The organism is Anoxybacteroides rupiense, assembly GCF_014196195.1.
GTDB classification, from domain to species: domain Bacteria; phylum Bacillota; class Bacilli; order Bacillales; family Anoxybacillaceae; genus Anoxybacteroides; species Anoxybacteroides rupiense.
The window spans coordinates 1-20,131 of sequence record NZ_JACIDF010000013.1 but is presented as its reverse complement, the minus strand read 5'-3'; the positions used below and the strand labels follow the sequence as shown (position 1 = coordinate 20,131).

The window sequence follows — 20,131 nt, the reverse complement described above, 5'->3', positions numbered from 1 at the left end:
TTATCCTCACTCCCTGGTGCGCTGTGACATCTATTCAAATAGATGGTGTACTGCATGAGTTTTCAACAATTGAAGGCGTCGTAGAAGATGTGACAGCAATGATCTTAAACATTAAAAAACTTGCGTTGAAAATTTACTCTGAAGAAGAAAAGACGCTTGAAATTGATGTACAGGGTGAAGGAGTTGTCACGGCTGCGGATATTACTCACGACAGCGATGTTGAGATACTAAATCCGGATCTTCATATTGCTACGCTGGCCGAAGGCGGTCATCTTCGCATGAGAATGACGGCAAGACGCGGGCGTGGGTATACTCCAGCTGATGCGAATAAACGCGAGGATCAGCCAATAGGTGTTATCCCTATCGATTCGATTTATACACCGGTATCGCGCGTATCTTATCAAGTAGAAAACACTCGTGTTGGGCAAGTGACCAATTATGATAAGTTAACGCTGGATGTATGGACAGATGGAAGCATTGGTCCGAAAGAAGCCGTTGCTCTTGGCGCTAAAATTTTGACAGAGCACTTAAATATTTTCGTCGGTCTTACAGATGAAGCACAAAATGCAGAAATCATGGTTGAAAAAGAAGAAGACCAAAAGGAAAAAGTGCTTGAAATGACAATCGAGGAACTCGATTTGTCCGTTCGTTCCTATAACTGCTTGAAGCGTGCAGGAATCAACACTGTTCAAGAGCTCGCACAGAAAACAGAAGAAGATATGATGAAAGTGCGCAACCTAGGACGGAAATCCCTTGAGGAAGTCAAAGCAAAGCTTGAGGAGCTAGGGTTAGGGTTGCGTAAAGATGACTAGTTAACATTTGATTAACTAGGCATTTTCATGTTACAAGTTATTCAAAAAAGGAGGGACATCTCTCATGTCATACAGAAAATTAGGACGCACAAGCGCTCAACGTAAAGCGTTACTTCGTGACTTAGCTACGGATTTAATTATTAATGAGCGCATTGAAACGACAGAAGCTCGTGCAAAAGAATTGCGCTCTGTAGTAGAAAAAATGATTACTTTAGGAAAACGCGGCGATCTACATGCTCGTCGTCAAGCAGCTGCATTTATCCGCCCAGAGGTAGCAAACACAGAAACTGGTCAGGATGCGATTCAAAAATTATTTAGCGATATCGCTCCTCGCTACCAAGAGCGTCAAGGCGGCTACACTCGCATCATGAAACTTGGACCACGTCGTGGCGACGGCGCTCCAATGGTTGTTATTGAACTCGTTTAATACGATTCGGTTGACTAACAAGGGCGAGACAGTTTATTTTGAACTGGATCTATGCCCTTTTTTTATTTCCCTTTTGAACATGTGATGTAGTAGAGTAAAGAGTAGAGATAGATATTCCGTGGTGTTAGATCCAATCGCTCCATTGGTTAGCCTTGGGTTCTATGACTTGGAACGAACGGTATGTGTAAAACATAATGATTGGGAGACAAGGAGATGACTGGTATTGGCGACCCATAAGCCTCTTTACAGACAACCTATTTGTGAGGAAGCGGTGTCGTTCCGTCACGCAACCGCCGAAGCAATCGGGTCATCACCAGCTCACACAGGGACAAATGGTAAAGCCTTCATATACGCGTAATGCTCAACAAGCGCCACGGTGTATAGATGTAACTTACCATGACTGCATATCCATGCAAAAGTTAAGAGGCTAAGTTGCATCTATATAGATCGAGATGAGAGGAAGAAGAAGAGTGGAAGAAATAGCGGTATCAGTAGAAAATCTTTTCTTTCAATATCCTAATCAACCGAATGATGCGATTCGCAATGTTAGCTTTCAAATCAAAAAAGGTGAATGGGTCGCCATTGTTGGCCATAATGGCTCTGGCAAATCGACGATTGCGAAGCTTCTCATGGGTCTATTAAAGCCGAAAAGCGGCATCATCAAAGTATTTGATCAGTTGCTAAATGAAGAAACGATTTGGAGTATTCGCAAACGCATGGGCATCGTTTTTCAAAATCCAGACAATCAATTTGTTGGAACTACTGTGCAAGATGACATTGCTTTTGGTTTGGAAAATAACGGAGTTCCTCGGGAACAGATGATTGAGCGTGTGAAGTCTGCTATTCAGCAAGTAGGAATGGAAGAATTTTTGTTAAGAGAGCCTCATTATTTATCAGGGGGACAAAAGCAGAGAGTCGCTATTGCTGGAGTGATTGCGTTACAGCCAGATATCATTATTTTAGATGAGGCTACCTCAATGCTTGATCCGCGCGGAAGGAGAGAGGTCATTGGGGCCATCGAAAAGCTAAAAGTGAAACACCATATGACGGTCATCTCTATCACCCACGATTTAGAAGAGGCGATGAAAGCGGATAAAATGATTGTGATGAACCGTGGCGAGACCATGTCTGAGGGAACACCACAGCAAATTTTCTCTTTGGGAGAAAAGCTGGAGGAAATTCGTTTAGATCTTCCCTTTGTCATTAAAATAAGAAATGAATTAAAGCAGGCGGGGCTTCCCCTTCAATTGAATGATGCGTCGCTAGAGGGGCTGGTGAATGAATTATGGACATTGTATTTGAACAAGTAGAACATATTTATCAGGCGAATTCACCGTTTTCACAAAGAGCTTTATACGATGTCAATTTATCGATAAAAAGTGGCACTTACGTGGCGATTATCGGCCATACTGGATCTGGAAAATCTACATTGCTGCAGCATTTAAATGGGCTCTTGCAGCCAACAAAGGGCATGGTATGCGTTGATGATTATGTCATTCATAGCGCCAAACAAGCGAAACAGCTGAAGCCACTGCGTCAAAAGGTGGGAATTGTTTTTCAATTTCCTGAACATCAATTATTTGAGGAAACGGTAGAGAAAGATATTTGTTTTGGCCCCATCAATTTTGGCGTTTCAGAGGAGGAAGCGAAAAGGAGAGCCAAGGTAGCTCTCTCATTAGTCGGACTGCCTGAGGAAGTGCTGAATAAATCTCCGTTTGATTTAAGCGGCGGCCAAATGCGCCGTGTTGCTATTGCGGGTATATTAGCGATGGAACCAGATGTGATTGTTTTAGATGAACCAACGGCCGGTTTAGATCCAAAAGGTCGTAAAGATTTAATGGAGATGTTCGCTCGTCTGCACCGCGAAAAACAACTAACCACGATTTTAGTTACTCACAGTATGGAAGATGCAGCAAAGTATGCAGATTATATCGTCGTTATGCATAAGGGAACAGTTTGGAAAACAGGAACGCCTCAGCAAATTTTTCATGATTTGGACTCTTTGCTGCATTTGGGCTTAGATGTGCCGGAAACGGTGTTGTTAAAGCGACGGCTCGAGGAGAAAATGGGACAAGAAATTCCTTCCCCATGCCTAACAATGGAACAACTCATAGCAGGCATTAAGCAGCTATTCGCTAAGGTGAATGAGCATGAATAAGATGATTATTGGGCGATACGTTCCAGGTAACTCTGTGATCCATCGAATGGATCCTCGGGCTAAGCTTCTTTTAGTATTTTTTTATGTGGGTATCGTCTTTTTAGCAAATAATGGGGTAACTTATGCGATTTTAACGGCTTTTACGCTTTTGCTCCTTTTCTTATCGCAAGTTCCGTTTTTATTTGTTTTAAAGGGAATCAAACCCGTTCTCTGGGTTGTATTGTTCACTTTTTTACTTCATGTTTTTATGACGAAAGAGGGAAGTGTTCTGTATCAGATTGGACCATTTGCCATTTATGAAGGCGGGATTCAACAGGGGATATTTATTTCCCTTCGTTTTCTCTTGTTCGTTCTCATCACTACCTTGCTGACGCTTTCAACCACTCCAATCGAGGTAACAGACGCCATCGAAAGCTTATTTGGCCCATTAAAACGATTTCGGATACCTGTCCATGAACTAGCGCTCATGATGTCTATTTCCCTTCGTTTTATCCCTACATTAATGGATGAAACAGAGAAAATTATGAAGGCACAGGCAGCTAGGGGAGTTGATTTTTACGGCGGGCCGTTGGGTGAAAGGATGAAAGCGATTGTTTCATTGCTTGTCCCATTATTTATCCACTCCTTTAAACGTGCTGAAGAGCTGGCAATCGCAATGGAGGCACGAGGATATCGCGGGGGAGAAGGGCGCACTAAATATCGCGTCTTGACATGGAAGGGGATCGACACAGTCTTGCTGTTAGCCGTTGCTATATTAGCTGCTGCATTATTTTTATTGCGATCTTAATGGAGAATGGAAACATGAAACGTTGGAAATGTATTATTTCTTATGATGGAACGCATTTTGGTGGATATCAGATTCAACCTAACCAAAGAACGGTACAAGGGGAATTAGAACGCGTTTTATTACAGATGCATAAAGGAGATCCGATCCGGGTAGTTGCGTCAGGAAGAACGGATGCAGGTGTTCACGCATATGGACAAGTCATTCATTTTGATTCGCCATTGCAGCTTCCGACAGAAGGATGGAAAAAAGCGCTGAATGCCATGTTGCCAGATGATATTGTGATTCGCCAAGTACAAGAAGTAAACGCTTCGTTTCATGCTAGATTTAGCGCAGTGGGAAAAGAATACCGTTATAAAATTAGGACAGCATCTGAACAAGATGTATTTTCTCGCTATTATTCCTATCATTATCCGTATCCGCTTAACGATGAAGCAATAAAGCAAGCACTACAGCTTGTGAAGGGAACTCATGATTTTACCAGCTTTTGTTCGGCAAAAACCGAGATAGAGGATCGGGTACGGACCATTTATGAAGCGAATCTGCTTGTAGCGGATGATGGCATAGAGTTTCAATGGATAGGGAACGGTTTTTTATATAATATGGTTCGAATCCTTGTTGGTACGATGCTGGAAATCGGGCAAGGAAAAAGGCACTGGAGCTGCATTCCTTCCATTTTAGAAGGAAGAGATCGCCGCCTGTCGGGAAGAACGGCTCCTCCGCATGGACTCTACTTATGGCAGGTGTTTTATGACAACTAATCCTGGTGTAACATTTTCTTGACATTGGCAACGGAAAGAGATATCATATCATATGGTATGTATTTTAGAGCCACGATTAGCCCCGGAAAAATAATCGTGTTCAGATAAATATATAACGTTTCGTTGATTTTTTATTTTAGGAGGGAAAATCATGCGTACAACTTATATGGCAAAGCCAAACGAAGTAGAACGTAAATGGTACGTTGTTGACGCTGAAGGCAAAACGTTAGGTCGTCTTGCAAGCGAAGTTGCGGCAATTTTACGCGGCAAGCATAAACCAACTTTCACACCACATGTTGATACTGGTGATCATGTTATTATTATTAATGCAGAGAAAATTGAATTAACTGGGAACAAATTAACGGATAAGCTATATTACCGCCACAGCTTGCATCCAGGTGGATTAAAAGTAAGAACAGCGCTTGAAATGCGTACAAACTATCCTGAGAAAATGCTTGAAGGAGCTATTCGCGGCATGCTTCCAAAAGGTCGCCTTGGCCGTCAAATGTTTAAAAAATTGCATGTTTACAGAGGAAGCGAACATCCACATCAAGCACAAAAACCAGAAGTTTACGAACTTCGCGGATAATCGATTAAGGAGGGTATTATTTTGGCACAGGTACAATATTATGGCACAGGCCGTCGCAAAAGTTCTGTTGCACGTGTACGCTTAGTTCCTGGTGACGGACGTATTGTCATCAATAATCGTGATATTCAAGAGTACATTCCATCTCAGGCTTTGATTGAAGTGGTAAAACAGCCGCTTGTATTGACAGAAACATTAGGCAGCTATGATGTATTAGTTAACGTACATGGAGGCGGCTTCTCTGGCCAAGCAGGCGCTATTCGCCACGGCATTGCTCGCGCGTTATTGGAGGTAGATCCAGAGTACCGTCAACCATTAAAACGTGCTGGCTTATTAACTCGCGATGCACGCATGAAAGAGCGTAAAAAATACGGTCTCAAAGGTGCTCGTCGCGCGCCACAATTCTCAAAACGTTAATATTTCAAAGCAGGACTCTCGATCTTTTTATGCTTCGAGAGTCTTTTTATTTTGCTTGGGCTAACCTTTTCCTCAGCTAATTATCCTTTCTTGTTCTTCAATTGATTTGTTCCCTAATCATTTTCTCCTATATTTTCATATACTCTTCATAAGACGAATGCCTAATTTGGAAAATTTAACAAACAAATGGAAATTATCTTACACTATTTGTTCTACTATTGAATAACTTAAAGAAGATATTGATTTGAGTTATGGATAGGTGGTGTTATGGCAGGGCAAAAGTCAAAGATCCATTTATCGATATGCTCGGAATAGTAGGTAGTGATTATGGATTGTATTGAGTTGATTATGAATGATGGTTTTATAGCAATGGATCGTTAAGAAGAGAAACCTGTAACCGTCAAAAATACGAGTGGAGGGAAAGAAGTGTCACAGCCTAATTTACCAAATATTACTCCAACTATTTCTTTAAATCGAGATGATGTCATCAATTTACTTTTAGCTTCAATAGCGATGGAGGAAATAGGGATTGCCCATATTGTAAACGCAGAAGGAGAAAAAATTCAATATGCTTTAGGTACCATTCCTGGATTGCCAACGCCATCGACACTTGAAGATATATTAGAAATCAATGAGAGTGTTCAAAGTACGTTGGCGATGGCGATGAAGAAGGAATTATTATTGGATAACAAATTGCGCCAAGTTACTCAAATTATGCCGAGCGGAGGGATTGGTCCGACGGGAGCGACGGGTCCAACGGGAGCGACGGGTCCAACGGGAGCGACGGGTCCAACGGGAGCGACGGGTCCGACGGGAGCGACAGGAGCAACAGGTCCAACCGGTCCAACAGGAGCAACGGGTCCAACGGGAGCGACGGGAGCAACAGGTCCGACGGGTCCAACGGGAGCAACGGGTCCAGTGGGTCCAGCAGGAGCGACGGGTCCAACGGGAGCGACGGGAGCGACAGGAGCAACAGGTCCAACGGGAGCGACGGGAGCAACAGGTCCGACGGGTCCAACCGGAGCGACAGGAGCAACGGGAGCAGCGGGTCCAACGGGAGCGACGGGTCCAACGGGAGCGACGGGTCCGACGGGAGCGACAGGAGCAACAGGTCCAACCGGTCCAACAGGAGCAACGGGTCCAACGGGAGCGACGGGTCCAACGGGAGCGACAGGAGCAACAGGTCCAACGGGAGCAACGGGTCCAACAGGAGCAACGGGTCCAACGGGAGCGACGGGTCCAACGGGTCCAACGGGAGCGACAGGAGCAACAGGTCCAACGGGAGCGACAGGAGCAACAGGTCCAACGGGAGCGACGGGAGCAACAGGTCCGACGGGTCCGACGGGAGCGACAGGAGCGACGGGTCCAGTGGGTCCAGCAGGAGCGACGGGTCCGACGGGTCCAACGGGAGCAACGGGTCCAGTGGGTCCGACGGGGGCGACAGGAGCAACGGGTCCGACGGGTCCAACGGGAGCAACGGGTCCAACGGGAGCAACGGGTCCGACGGGAGCGACGGGTCCAACCGGCCCAACCGGTCCGGCGTTTGCAGCAAATGGTTTTTCCGCATTCACTACTGCGCCAGGGGTTACGGCTTCTACCCAGATTGCTGGATGGACCGTATCGTCCCCTTATTATGATAATCCTAGCTTTAATGAAGTGACAGGGACCTATACGGTTCCAGCAACGGGTCGATATTCTATTTCGGCCACCATTAATTATCAGACATCTGCTGCACTGACTATCAGTTTAGGAACAGGTGTAAACCCAGCGTTTGTTGTAAGGCGTATTGCCCCTACCACGACAGACTTAATAACAGGATTATTCCCTGTATTAAATGTGAACGTTGCATTAGTTTTAACTTTAAGAGCTGTTCTTGGAAGCGGCACTGTTACATTGAGTGGAGAAGTTGAACTAACAGCAGGGGATCAAATCGGATTATTTTATGAAGCCAATGGTTTAACAATCGGGTTAAATTTAGGTGGTACATCGTCTGGAATTGTCTGGTCTGTACACCAAATCGCTTAATTCAAGTGAGAAAAGCTGGATGCATCATGGCATACCAGCTTTTTTATTCATTAGAACATATGCGGAAAGAATGATTGCTTTTTTAACATATTTTCTACTGGGGTAACATCTGCTTATTTTTTACATATGATATAGGCAAATGCATTAAATAGAAAGCGTCAGGGAAGATGGCACAGGTGAGGAGCGATTGGTTGCTACAGAACTCATTTGTTTCAAGAGACCTCTTTATGAGACCATTATCGATCAAAGCATTGCCCATCTTTCTTTGTTTTGTTCTCATTTGAAAAGCTGCATGTAAGGAATGCCTAGAGAGCATCCATCATTCTTGGACTTATGATGAAAGGAAAACCTGTAAAGGATTCGGAACAAAAAGCTTATTTAGGAGGTAAACGAAATATGTCGCTCCCCAATATTCCAAACATTACACCGATTATATCATTAGAACGATGTGAAACCATCGATTTATTATTATCATCTATTCCCCTTGAAGAAATTGGATTATCAAATATTTTGAACGCAGAAGCCGAAAATCTTCAAGCTTTTTTAAATACAGATCCTAACAATTTAAATGATTATTTAAAAATAAACGAAAGTATCAATCGTACCCTTCGCGCTGTAGTCAAATCACAAATATTACTGCAATTCAGACTAGAAGATATCATTTTATTGGACCGTGATACGTGCTGTGAAAAATGCCCTAGTCAAGATCCAGATGAATGTGACGAGGAACCACCATGCCCTGATTGTCTTGATAGATATTATCCGTGTGGCTGTGATGATGGATGTAATGAAAAATGAAGTTAAACATTTACTAGGTGTAGTTCGTGAGACATGATTAAATGTGGGGTGGGAAGTAAATGCGAAGTAAATACGCATCTGTGCAAGATAAGATCATTCAAAGCAAAATCAACTATTTCAAATATTTTCATTTCTTTTTTCAATTTATCATTCATTATTTTTTCACCATTTCTTGCCGTACTTCTTCCCGACAAAAACAAATTTATACTGAAAGGGTTATCCTTAACTCTCTGGAGTTGATTGAAAAAATCCATATGTATCTGTATGAGCAACAGTTCTTTTTTCAAGAAATAGGGATGTTATCAGAAAAATTATCCTTTTTTAGTAAAAACAACGAAAGCTATCATGATTTAAAATGTTTAATGAGTTTAATCCAACAACATCCATTTTTTAAACAAGAGCACAAACAGCTTTTTGAGAAGGTTATCAGGAGAATATTATCCTATTATTACTCACCTGATGTGCAAAATATCAAAGTCGTAGTCGATGCTTCGCTATCTTCTCCATGGAAGCCTAAACATTGAAATATCAGGATAAAGGGTGTGATGCAGCAATGAAGTTTCCTGCTATTTCGTTATGTATGATCGTAAAAAATGAGGAAGATTTTATCGAGCAATGTTTGGTTAGTGTAAGCAAATTAGTCAGTGAAATCATTATCGTTGATACGGGATCTACTGATGGCACTTTATCTATCTGTGAAAAATTCCGGGCAAAGATATACCATTATGAATGGAACCATCATTTTGCTGAGGCTAGAAATTTTGGACTTTTACAAGCCAGCGGTGATTGGATTTTATGGATGGACGCCGATGAGCAGCTCGAATCTAATCAAGAGCGCTTGGTCGAGCAATCGGTTGTGCAGACAAAAGCACATGTGCTTTTATTTCCGGTTCTTAATTATTATGGAGATCATTTTCCGATTCAGGAAGATCAGTTTTTTTTATATTATCAGCCTCGTTTGTTTCGCAATCATATGGGTATTCGGTTTTATAACAGAATCCACGAGACGATTCAGCTTCCAGAAGAAATTCTCTCACATCATACCTCTGATATTGTCGATGCACCTATTCATCATTACGGCTATATAAAGGAAATTGCTGAAAGGAAAAATAAGTCATCACGAAATAAAGAGTTGATAATGGAAGAAATAAACACTCCTCATCACAGCCCTTGGATTGAATACCATTTGGCAAGCGAATATTATCGTGAAAAGGATTATAGTAAAGCTTTCCTTTATGTAAATGCTTCGATTCTAAATTTTTTGCGTCAACAAACGAAACCACCTGCTATTGTTTATCGCTTGAAATACACAATTTTGCTTGAAACAAATAGCATCGACGGAGCTTGGCCGGGCATTGAGAAGGCGTTGCAGTTATATCCGGATTACGTTGATCTGCATTTTATGAAGGGCTATATTTTATTTCAGAAAGGAAAGTATCAAGAGGCATTGGCTTCATTCCAAAAGTGCCTAGAGCTTGGTGAATGCCATCCGGATTACCTTATTTTGAAAGGCACGGGGAGCTTTAAAGCATTGAAATACAAAGAATTATGCTTAAATAGAATAATTGCCCAATCGAATCAATGAGGATCAGAGAGAAAAGTGACAAACGGTTATGTACAAACAAAGGAATTTTATATAAATGTCATTTTGATATTGAAACATCAGTGTTGATGATCCATTATTTTACTTAAAAACATAAAATGATTTAGCTAAACCCCAACTTTTCTGCCTCTTCCCTTGAATAAGAACACCAGCAGGCAAATTCATTTCCCTGTAAAGCCTTTGTTGCTTGAGAAGATTTTTGTTGAGTTTTTTAGTTAACAAGCCAATAGCTGATGACTACGGCAAAAAAGCGAGGAATCGAGTGATACCAATGGGGCTTTATTGGATAACTAATACAACTGAGACGGATAAGATGCCGCTTGACTCCTTGTATATTTCTTTGGATTTTCATTTTGTATGAGTTGGGGGGATTTGCGTTGAAGAAAGTGTTGTATGTTGGATGGATCGGCTATCAGAATCTAGGAGACGAATTAATGTTTGATTTATTTAAACAGCAATTTTTAAAGCTGGATGGTTCATACAAACTGGAATCTGCCAATATCGAACATCAATTTCTCAAAAATGTTTCTTTTAAAGAGTATGATCTCATTGTTTTAGGAGGGGGATCCATTTTAAGCAGAGAACCTTATTTTGTTCATCCTTATACTGTTGATATTTTACATCAAGCTTTGTCATTGAATAAAAAAATCATGATCTGGGGAACAGGAATTGATTGGGTGCCGAAATCCTATATTCAACAATTAGAAAATCATGAAGAAATACCGCTTGTGGTTTCAGATGATTTTAAATTAAAAACAAGAGAAGTGTTTGAGGAAAGTGCATGGGTTGGAGTGCGAGGGCCATTAACTTCAAAGGTGTTGCAAAATTTTGGAGTGAAAAATATCCAAGTGAGCGGAGATCCCGGGTTTCTGTTAACTAACCGTAATCTAGATGGTGATCAAGTCCCCCCATTTCATCATCACGAGAAAGTGATCGGGGTTAATTGGGGAACGACCTATAATTTCATTTATGGCCAAAATGAAATAGAAGTTGAAAATCAGTTGGCGAGAGCCTTAAATCAATTAATGGACCAAGGGTATAAAGTGTACTTGTTTATTGTTTGGAATGCGGATTTAGAAGCGGCTGAACGGCTATACAGCAAGTTACACAATAAACAATCTGCCATTTTGGATAAAACACTATATAATCAAGAGGAACTAATGAATATCATTCAACATTTTGCTTTCACAATTAATTTTAAATTACATGCGAACTATCTTTCTTTAGCTTCCCATGTTCCATTTATTGCGTTAGGGTATCGATTTAAGGTATTTGACTTTATCAAGTCAGTAGATCTTGAAGACTATATCATTTCGACGGATCAGGACGACATTACGGAACAAATTTTACATTTGGAATCCAAGATCATGAAGGATCAAACGGCGATTATCAGTAAAATGAAAATGTTTCAATCTTTATATAGTAAGAGGATTCGCGTACCGTTTGAAAACCATTTATACCTCTAATATCGGCCAAAAAATAGCCCCGATATGACACCTCATATCGAGGGCTTTCATTGATCTAGTTAGTTTTTGCTGAAGTTTTCCTTAAAGAAGTTTTCATTATATTGAATTTGCGGATCTGTGGGCTTATACTTCTTCGCCTCATTATGATGAGCAAACGAAAGCTCCTTTTCCCCAATGTGCCAATAGCAGACACATAATTGCAGATGTGGATACCATGTCGAGTAGCTGTTTTCCCTAAACCCTAAAGAATCGTTAAGGTCTACTTCAAGTGCTAATCGATACCAGATGATGGCCTTTTTGAATATGCCTCTTTCTTTGTATAAATCTCCAAGTCGGCAAGAGACTTCCGGTCTAGGGACATCATACATAATGGACTGAACAAGGGCCTCAATTTCTTTTTCCGTATTGCCTAAATGTCTGTAACATGACGCTAAATGAATGCACGCGCGAATTTCATCTTCAATCCATCCTTTTTTCGTTTCCAGAAACTTTTGATAGTATTCGATTGCTTTTTCAAACTGCCCATGATCCTTTAATTCATTAGCATAATAAAATAAATCTCTTGGAGTAAAAGTCTCTCCTTTTTTGAGCCGGTTTTCGTATATCGTTAGATTGCGGCTGCTTTGCAAATTTCCATTTGACTTCTCTGATTTTCTATGTGTAATGGCAATGTCTGATGAAAGAATATTTCCTCCGACTTCTAAATACTCATGAACCGCTCCGATCCATTTAAAATTTCGCGCTCTTTTGACTAAGCGATTTCTTCTGTAGCTAAATGTCGGGTTTCCAGCTTCATCAAAAGCAATATTGTATATCATGGAAACGGCATCCACAGCACCATCGAGCTCTGCTTTAAGTTGTTTAAATTTTTTTTGGTCTTCTTCCAATAGGATGTCGTCTGCATCCATCCAAAATATATAATCCATGGTGGCTTTACTGAAAGCGAAGTTTCTGGCTGCGGAAAAATCATCAATCCATTCAAAATCAAATATTTTCTGTGTGAATTCTTGGGCGATTTCTTTTGTTTTATCAGTTGAACCCGTGTCAACAATAATGATTTCATCACATAAATCCTTGACGCTAGTAAGGCATTGCCGAAGTACCTCTTCTTCATTTTTGACAATCATACATAAGCTAATTTTGTACATGTAGCGATCACCTGCCAAATGTGTAGTCATATTACTTAATATATGATGACAGTATTTGGTTCAATACTGTAAGAACACAGCGAGATGAATGTTTAATTAAACATTTTGTGTGGTTTTTTAGCGATATTCGGGGGCAAAGCCACCAGCTTGTTTTCGTCGCATCAAAAAAGCGTGATCGAGCGCCGAACAGCCGATCATCCGACCATCGAAATCAGGTCATTACTTGAGACAAACGTTGGTACAGCAGGATGTATATCAAACTCCGTTCCACTTGGGATTTTTTTTCATCGGTGACAGCGCTTTTCGACGCATGTTTCCGATTCAACGGTAGGACACTATATTCTAAAGGAGTGTGAAAGCAAATGAGTGTGATCACATCTTTTAAAGAAAAGAAAAGGGAAAAAGAGATCAAATATGAGCGAAAAATGCTCCGTGAGCTATCGTTAGAAAAATTGCAAAAGCAAGCATCTGAATCCTTTCGTCCTTTTTTCCAAGGGAAGTCCACCTTTCCCTCAGCGGTGGAAGATGGATGTATTGACATGGCGATAGAAGCCTATTTACTTGGGGCGAGCTACAGCCGATTTGGCTATTATGGCGAGCCGATTGAATTGGTCAAAAAACGTTCACAGCATGAGGAAAAATACTTGACCGATGCTTTGTTTGATTTTTTATGCTTTTGGACAGATCTTAACGATATTCATATCGGCGAGCCATTATATTATACGTGTGAAGGTTATATTTCCAGCTGGTGGACCGAAGGATTTGAAAAAGGAAAAAAACGCTGGCGCTTAAAACTCCGCTAAAAGGGGTTCTACTTTCTTCTCTTGTCCCATATAAGATAATGAAGGGAAAACGCAGGAGGAGAAAAGATGAAGCGGAAGCGAATGTTATGGATGATCGGTGCAAGTATCGTCCTATTTGCGATCATTTTTCAATATGTCATTTTGGATGTCCATTCTATGAAGTCGTGGAATCTGCCTCTTTCAGGGAGAATTATTATTTTAGATCCTGGACATGGCGGTCCAGATGGCGGAGCAGTTGGCGGCGGAAAAGTATTAGAGAAGGATATTGCGCTCGATGTGGCGAAAAAATTGCGCGATTATTTGCAGCAACAAGGGGCGCTTGTTCTTTTAACACGTGAGGATGATCGAGATCTAGCGGCAGAGGATACAAAAGGATATAGCCGCCGGAAAGCGGAGGATTTAAAAAAGCGTGTTCAGATGATTAATGAATCCGAAGCAGATTTATTTATCAGCATTCATTTGAATGCTATTCCATCTCCGAAATGGAAAGGAGCACAAACATTTTATTATGGAACATACATTGAAAACGAGAGGGTCGCTAAATTTATTCAAGCTGAACTACGTCGCAATTTAGAGAACACAGACCGTTCTGCGAAAATACTCGATACGGTTTATTTGCTGAAATATGCAAAAAAGCCAGGGGCACTTGTGGAAGTAGGATTTCTTTCGAATCCGGAAGAACGCGAGCTACTTCATTCCGATCCATACCAAACCAAGCTTGCCGCTTCTATTTATAAAGGAGTACTGCGCTATTTTTCTAATGAAAAAACTCCTCCTGATTAAGGGAGGATTTTATTTTTACGTTTCATATGGAGCGTGTTTTGAAAAATCGGCACAATCAACTGGTTCAATGATCAGAAAACCATCCGAAGCAGAATTTGGTTCTAAGCTCAGGAGCTGGCTGCACATGTTCCTTTTTTAGAGAGGATTTGTTCCTTTTTTGCATTTTTCTTATAAATCAGTGTGCCCTATCTGCAGACGGAGAGGTTCAATATGTTAAGATCATCAATAGATATGATATAGTAAAAATATGATAACGAATACATAAAAAGGGCTGGTGATGAATCATGATAACCGAACAAGATGTACAAGCATTGTTAGAAAACATACAAGATCCGTATTTAAATAAGCCTTTTAAAGAAACAAATGCGATTCAGGAAATCAAAATTAAACAGGAAAAAGGGCACGTAAGCGTCAAGATTGCTTTAGCGCAGCCGGGAGCAGCCGAACAGCTTCAAGTACAGACAGCGATTGTACAAACTCTTAAAAACGCAGGAGCAACATCTGTCGGTTTGCGATTTACTCAATTGCCTGAAGAAGAAATGGCAAAGCATCAAGGAACAAAAAAACAAACGACATATATCGCCATTGCCAGCGGAAAAGGAGGAGTTGGAAAATCAACGGTTTCCGTCAACCTTGCTGTCTCGCTCGCAAGAATTGGTAAAAAGGTGGGGCTAGTTGATGCCGATATCTATGGATTCAGTGTGCCCGACATGATGGGCATTACCGAGCGGCCCGTTGTGCGCGGTGAGAAAATCATTCCTGTGGAGCGATTTGGCGTAAAAGTCATTTCAATGGGATTTTTTGTTGAAGATAATGCCCCGGTGATTTGGCGCGGGCCGATGTTAGGAAAAATGCTGAACAATTTCTTTAAAGAAGTGGAATGGGGAGATTTAGATTACTTATTGTTGGACTTGCCTCCTGGAACAGGAGATGTTGCCTTAGATGTTCATACCATGCTCCCAGCTTGTAAAGAAATTATCGTTACTACCCCTCATCCGACTGCCGCATTTGTAGCTGCACGGGCGGGGGCGATGGCGCTTCGCACAGAACATGAAATCATCGGTGTGATTGAGAATATGTCATATTTTGAAAGCAAATTAACCGGTGAAAAAGAATATGTGTTTGGCCGAGGGGGCGGTAAAAAGCTTGCTGAAGAACTGCAAACGGAGCTCCTTGGACAGCTGCCACTGCAGCAGCCAGATTGGAACGATGATGATTTTGCGCCTTCCGTATATGGAGAGGATCATCAGATTGGAAAAATATACATGGAAATAGCAAAGAAAATAGCCAAGAAGTGCTAATCTTTATGCCGGCTTACATAAGCCGAACAGTGCTTCCTTATATTCACGCGGACATTTGCCGTTTCTAAGAACATGTAGATGAAATGTGTGACCGCTTGCTCCTAGCCTATCCATTGAGAAGTTTTCTGCGGTGAAACGATGTGTACGTGTGAGGGGAAGAGTATGAAAAAGCCACGTGATGAAAAGCGCTTTCAAACAGAATAACGAGAGACCGTCCTTTTTGTACGGTCTCTCGTTTTGCATTCAATAAGCTTAGAAAAAAGCTACTGGCTTTGGGTTTGCTGATCGCCATCTCCTTCTTCGCTTTCTCCGCCATCTTCATTTGAACCGCTTTGCTTTTTCGTTGTTTGCATATTTTCAGCGGCTTTCATTAACAGATCTTGAATTTTTGCTTTGAATAGCGGACTGTCAAATGTTTCTGTCATAACGGTTTGAAGATGATTGCGAAAATCTTTGCTTTTTAAGACAGTTAAAAACTCTTTTTCCATTTCAGGATTTTGTAAAATGTTTATCATCATTCCTTGGTATTCAGGATCTTTCATCAAGGATTTTATAGTTTTCTCTTGCTCGGTCTTCAAGCTTTTAGCAAAGCTTTCAACGAATTTTGGATCTTGAAACATGGTCTTCCAAAATTCTTCTCCTTTTTTCGAGGTCAAAATTTGTTCAATGGTTTGTTTTACAACCGCTTGATCCATAATCATTTGCTGCTTTACTTTATCTTCTGTCATGACATCTTGAATCGCCTTTTTTCCTTCATCTGTTTTTAAAATATCAACAACCATTTTTTTGATTTGATCATAATCAGGTGGAGCTGGACTGCTTTCTTGTGGAGCGCAAGAACTAAGAACAATAAAAAAACTTACTAAGAGGAGCAGTGTCCAATTTTTCATGTAGTAATAAGCTCCTTTCTGCAAAAGTTCCTTATCTTTAATATGATGTTCCGCTAAAAAAATATACGCTGAACCAATTCAGCGCTAGCGTTTTTAAGGAACGACTGATAAAATTTTAAAGGAATACTTGAGAAATGATGGAGGTTTAGGGTGTGAACAGCCGCAAATGGGTTCGGTTATTTTTGACGACGTTAGGAATTGGTGGAATCACAACAGCGTTAGCTGGTTTTATTATTCGCTGGAGTGAATATGAAAAGCTGTTTATTGAGTTTAAGATTGGTGAACTATTTGCTGTTTTAGTATGGTTTATTGGTTTTGGCTTTATTTTTAGCGTAGTCAGTCAAATGGGTTTTTTTGCTTATTTAACCGTTCATCGGTTTGGCTTAGGAATTTTCCGGTCTGTAGCTCTTTGGAATTCGGTACAAATCGTTTTGATTGCCTTTGTTTTATTTGATTTAATATATTTTCGTTATCAGCTGTTTGCGAAGGATGGAGAATCCATTATTAGCTACATACTGATTGCATTGGGAATTTTGCTCGTAGGCGTGATTGTTGCCGCTGTTAAAAGACAACAAACAAACAAAGAAGCATTTATTCCTTCTTTATTTTTTATGACAGTTGTAACGATCATTGAATGGTTTCCGGCGTTACGCATCAACGATGAAAACTGGCTATATTTGATGTTAATTCCTTTGCTCGTTTGCAATGCTTACCAATTGTTGATTCTTCATAAGCTGACAAAAGATGCTTAACTCATAGTGAATCCGTTTGAGCGCGCGTTGGATCACACGTGCGTTTGGCAAAGGTAAATCGCAACTTCTTTTACGGATACCATTTACATTCATTGTATATATTTCCGGATTGGTATCGAAGCATGAGGGAGTGTCCCATATTATATAAAAAACGAGGGAGGCTCTCAAAGCCTCCTTTAAACATAGTGGCTGAATTTTAACGATCTGAAGACAGGAAAGCCTCTTTACACATGAGTTAATTCACGTCTTTGCTTTGCGTTTGGCCGTTTTCGATTAGCTCAGAAATGCTGACATTTCGATAACCGTTCTTTTTCATTGCTTCCACAATTTGCGGCAATGCTTGAGGGGTTTGTTTGGCAGAATCAGAAGCGTGAAGCAAGATAATATCACCAGCTTTCATATCATGAACGACATTTTTGACAATATGATTGACACCCGGATTTAGCCAATCTTTTGAGTCAATGCTCCAATGAACAACAGAATAGCCTAAAGAATCAGCGATTTTTAACACTTTTGTATTAAATTGGCCGCTTGGTGGCCGCAATAACGTTACTTTTTTTAATCCAAGGGTATCAAATACTTTTTTGGCTTTCATTAAATCCTGTCTTATTTGAGCATCTTCAAGCTGAGTATAATCTATGTAGTTGTAGCCCATACTTCCGATTTCATGTCCGTCCTCTTGAATCCGTTTCACAATTTGCGGATGGCTTTCGGCCCATGAAGCGGATAGAAAAAAAGTTGCATTTTTAATTCGGTTCTTTTTAAGTTCCTCTAGAATCGTTAAGGCGTACTGATCTCCCCAGCTAATATCAAAGGTTAGAGCGATTTCGTTAGCGCGCTTTTCGGCTTTATATATCGCTTTGGGGCCGCTAGATGTTGAAAATACCGAAAGATTGATTTTCTCTACATATAAAACAAAAGCGGTGAAAAATGCTGCTAAAATAATAATAAGTCCTTTCTTTAACGAACGACCATTTAAAGCATAAAAACGATGATTCACGGTTCTCCCCCCTTTTTTTATTTCATCAACCCCTGTTATGACCATCTTATGCTTGTCATATCGAATTATGAAACGATACAGCATTTTTTGAGAGCTTATGTTTTACGAATAGAGAAAGACAGCGAAAATAAGTGAATGATTTGTCTAAGAAGGGGAATTGAGCGAGCCAGCTCTAAAAAAGAAAGATGGAGAATTTTTTCCCGCGGTCGTAGGGTTTTTTATTATATGAACGTGTGATAGAGGGCTAATGCTGAAGAACATGAGTTCTTAAAATTTATATAATGTTAAAGCATGCAGATGGATTGTTCGCTATTCACTTACCGTTTTTTATTATGGCTTCAGTCGAATGAAGCAGCCTGTTTCTTCTCCCGACTCTCTATAATCGATAAAGTCGACTCTATGTTGTGATATTATCCCCTTTAAGTAGACAATGTAAAAAGCCCATTTTTAATCGTTGGGTGTTTCACTATACTTGGAGGGAATTTTTTATGGCACGAAAAGGATAAACATTTCACCGTTATACGGAGGAATTCAAACAAAGAGCGATTCACATGGATGAGAATGAGGGAATGAGCTGTCAAGCGGTTGCGAAGAAATTGGACATTCCAAGCTGTACCCAAGTAAAGGTATGGGTGAAAAAGTGTCGTAATGGAGAATCTCTTGGCGATCAACGGAGGAAAACAAGTGAACAGGAATCCATTGGTTGGTTGTCCCCAAACGAAATTTAACAGTATGGAGGAAGAACGGGATTACTTGAAAGCGCAGGTAAAGTATCTAAAAAAGCAGTACCCAATCTTCACAGGGAGGGGGGATTCCAAAACGGAGTCGCTTTGAGATCATTCATGAGCTAAAACAACCGTATCCATTGACTTGGTTAGTAGAAATCGCTGAGATTTCTCGTGCCGGTTATTACAAATGGTGTGTAGTACAGAGAGGAAGAGAGAGACACGGCAACAAAGAGATCAGATCCTAAAGGAGCACCTATTGGCGATTCATCGTTCCTGTCCTTTTTACGGCTATCCGAGAATGCAAGTCGCTTTGAGAAAAGAAGGATTCCATGTGAATCATAAGCGAGTCTATTTCTCCGTGTAAAACAGAACAAGAACTCTATCAAGCCATTGACAACTACAGTATGGTTTTATAATCATGAATGCTTTCAGAAAAAATTAAGCCAGTGTGCACCGATAGAATACCGGAACACACTGGTTGCCTAGTCTTTTTTATAACTGTCTACTTGACAGGAGTCACTTCATTTTTCAGTTATGGTCAAAATTTTGGATTTATCCTGTTTTTATTGCATCATAAAAAGAATGCTGCTTAAATGGAAAAGAAAATCATAATCGTATAAAAATGATTGACATTAAAATTTTGAAGTGTTATATTATTAAACGTCGTCGAAAGTTATAAAAAATATGATTGACAAGATAATGATCATCATGGTAGTATAAAAAAGTCGCTAATAAGACAAAATGTTCTTTGAAAACTGAACAAAACGAAGCGTTAATCGAAAAGTTTCGGTATGGTCAACCGAAATTTAAATAATAGCCAATCAACTTTCTTTTGGAGAGTTTGATCCTGGCTCAGGACGAACGCTGGCGGCGTGCCTAATACATGCAA

The 20,131-nt window shown here is 40.5% G+C and carries 21 protein-coding genes and 1 rRNA gene; 19 read left to right on the top strand and 3 right to left on the bottom strand.

Annotated elements, in window-relative coordinates:
* The 12 genes from GGQ95_RS16235 to GGQ95_RS16180 all read left to right on the top strand — a co-directional run.
* Positions 1-812, top strand: an 812-nt coding sequence (locus GGQ95_RS16235) for a DNA-directed RNA polymerase subunit alpha (protein ID WP_244963776.1), incomplete at its 5' end; no start/stop codon positions are given.
* 64 nt (positions 813-876) lie between these two features.
* Positions 877-1,239, top strand: coding sequence for a 50S ribosomal protein L17 (gene rplQ, locus GGQ95_RS16230; protein ID WP_027410616.1), 363 nt, complete (start codon positions 877-879; stop codon positions 1,237-1,239).
* 470 nt (positions 1,240-1,709) lie between these two features.
* Positions 1,710-2,549 (top strand): energy-coupling factor ABC transporter ATP-binding protein, encoded by an 840-nt coding sequence (locus GGQ95_RS16225; protein WP_066150256.1) that lies wholly within the window; start codon positions 1,710-1,712, stop codon positions 2,547-2,549.
* Positions 2,525-3,397: an energy-coupling factor ABC transporter ATP-binding protein gene (locus GGQ95_RS16220; RefSeq protein ID WP_066150259.1), complete on the top strand. Its 873-nt coding sequence runs from the start codon at positions 2,525-2,527 to the stop codon at positions 3,395-3,397. The genes GGQ95_RS16225 and GGQ95_RS16220 overlap by 25 nt, the downstream gene beginning before the upstream one ends.
* Positions 3,390-4,184 carry an energy-coupling factor transporter transmembrane component T family protein gene (locus GGQ95_RS16215; RefSeq protein ID WP_044744038.1) on the top strand — a complete coding sequence of 265 codons (795 nt, stop codon included), beginning with the start codon at positions 3,390-3,392 and terminating at the stop codon, positions 4,182-4,184. The genes GGQ95_RS16220 and GGQ95_RS16215 overlap by 8 nt, the downstream gene beginning before the upstream one ends.
* Positions 4,185-4,198: 14 nt before the next feature.
* Positions 4,199-4,942 (top strand): tRNA pseudouridine(38-40) synthase TruA, encoded by a 744-nt coding sequence (truA, locus tag GGQ95_RS16210; protein ID WP_066150261.1) that lies wholly within the window; start codon positions 4,199-4,201, stop codon positions 4,940-4,942.
* A 151-nt stretch (positions 4,943-5,093) separates the two neighbouring features.
* Entirely contained in the window at positions 5,094-5,531 is a 438-nt protein-coding gene (gene rplM, locus GGQ95_RS16205; RefSeq protein ID WP_044744036.1) for a 50S ribosomal protein L13, read from the top strand.
* A 21-nt stretch (positions 5,532-5,552) separates the two neighbouring features.
* Complete coding sequence (gene rpsI / locus GGQ95_RS16200) at positions 5,553-5,945, top strand: 30S ribosomal protein S9 (RefSeq protein WP_044744035.1); 393 nt, start codon at positions 5,553-5,555, stop codon at positions 5,943-5,945.
* A 426-nt stretch (positions 5,946-6,371) separates the two neighbouring features.
* Positions 6,372-7,970 carry an alpha-helical endospore appendage domain-containing protein gene (locus GGQ95_RS16195; protein WP_183187154.1) on the top strand — a complete coding sequence of 533 codons (1,599 nt, stop codon included), beginning with the start codon at positions 6,372-6,374 and terminating at the stop codon, positions 7,968-7,970.
* A gap of 336 nt (positions 7,971-8,306) precedes the next feature.
* The gene (locus GGQ95_RS16190; protein WP_221212138.1) at positions 8,307-8,768 is read left to right on the top strand and encodes an alpha-helical endospore appendage domain-containing protein; all 462 of its coding nucleotides are present in this window, start codon (positions 8,307-8,309) and stop codon (positions 8,766-8,768) included.
* 520 nt (positions 8,769-9,288) lie between these two features.
* Positions 9,289-10,353: a glycosyltransferase family 2 protein gene (locus tag GGQ95_RS16185; RefSeq protein WP_236546372.1), complete on the top strand. Its 1,065-nt coding sequence runs from the start codon at positions 9,289-9,291 to the stop codon at positions 10,351-10,353.
* A 404-nt stretch (positions 10,354-10,757) separates the two neighbouring features.
* Entirely contained in the window at positions 10,758-11,837 is a 1,080-nt protein-coding gene (locus GGQ95_RS16180) for a polysaccharide pyruvyl transferase family protein (protein ID WP_312856952.1), read from the top strand.
* A gap of 59 nt (positions 11,838-11,896) precedes the next feature.
* On the opposite strand, the gene GGQ95_RS16175 is transcribed toward GGQ95_RS16180, so the two are convergent.
* Positions 11,897-12,985, bottom strand: coding sequence for a glycosyltransferase (locus GGQ95_RS16175; protein ID WP_066150276.1), 1,089 nt, complete (start codon positions 12,983-12,985; stop codon positions 11,897-11,899).
* A gap of 362 nt (positions 12,986-13,347) precedes the next feature.
* Here GGQ95_RS16175 and GGQ95_RS16170 point away from each other — a divergent pair, with 362 nt between their 5' ends.
* The 3 genes from GGQ95_RS16170 (at position 13,348) to salA (ending at position 15,872) form a co-directional block, all read left to right on the top strand.
* Positions 13,348-13,788: a DUF2521 family protein gene (locus GGQ95_RS16170; protein WP_044744916.1), complete on the top strand. Its 441-nt coding sequence runs from the start codon at positions 13,348-13,350 to the stop codon at positions 13,786-13,788.
* Positions 13,789-13,878: 90 nt separating this feature from the next.
* Positions 13,879-14,571 (top strand): N-acetylmuramoyl-L-alanine amidase CwlD, encoded by a 693-nt coding sequence (cwlD, locus tag GGQ95_RS16165; RefSeq protein WP_369815589.1) that lies wholly within the window; start codon positions 13,879-13,881, stop codon positions 14,569-14,571.
* A 284-nt stretch (positions 14,572-14,855) separates the two neighbouring features.
* Positions 14,856-15,872 (top strand): iron-sulfur carrier protein/transcriptional regulator SalA, encoded by a 1,017-nt coding sequence (gene salA, locus GGQ95_RS16160; RefSeq protein ID WP_044744918.1) that lies wholly within the window; start codon positions 14,856-14,858, stop codon positions 15,870-15,872.
* Between the two features lie 263 nt (positions 15,873-16,135).
* Here the strand turns inward: salA and gerD are convergent, their stop codons facing one another.
* The gene (gene gerD, locus GGQ95_RS16155; protein WP_044744919.1) at positions 16,136-16,762 is read right to left on the bottom strand and encodes a spore germination lipoprotein GerD; all 627 of its coding nucleotides are present in this window, start codon (positions 16,760-16,762) and stop codon (positions 16,136-16,138) included.
* Between the two features lie 152 nt (positions 16,763-16,914).
* Between gerD and GGQ95_RS16150 the strand changes: the two genes are divergently transcribed.
* Entirely contained in the window at positions 16,915-17,514 is a 600-nt protein-coding gene (locus GGQ95_RS16150; protein ID WP_044744920.1) for a KinB-signaling pathway activation protein, read from the top strand.
* Between the two features lie 235 nt (positions 17,515-17,749).
* Here GGQ95_RS16150 and pdaB read toward each other — a convergent pair whose 3' ends face one another.
* On the bottom strand, positions 17,750-18,559 hold the full coding sequence (pdaB, locus tag GGQ95_RS16145; protein ID WP_080862229.1) for a polysaccharide deacetylase family sporulation protein PdaB: 810 nt from the start codon (positions 18,557-18,559) through the stop codon (positions 17,750-17,752).
* A 506-nt stretch (positions 18,560-19,065) separates the two neighbouring features.
* Here pdaB and GGQ95_RS18455 point away from each other — a divergent pair.
* The 3 genes from GGQ95_RS18455 to GGQ95_RS16130 form a co-directional block, all read left to right on the top strand.
* Positions 19,066-19,242 (top strand): hypothetical protein, encoded by a 177-nt coding sequence (locus tag GGQ95_RS18455; RefSeq protein ID WP_231734669.1) that lies wholly within the window; start codon positions 19,066-19,068, stop codon positions 19,240-19,242.
* Positions 19,243-19,429: 187 nt separating this feature from the next.
* Positions 19,430-19,606 carry an IS3 family transposase gene (locus GGQ95_RS18905; RefSeq protein WP_080862230.1) on the top strand — a complete coding sequence of 59 codons (177 nt, stop codon included), beginning with the start codon at positions 19,430-19,432 and terminating at the stop codon, positions 19,604-19,606.
* A 465-nt stretch (positions 19,607-20,071) separates the two neighbouring features.
* Positions 20,072-20,131: ribosomal RNA gene (locus GGQ95_RS16130) — 16S ribosomal RNA — on the top strand; the annotation flags it as partial.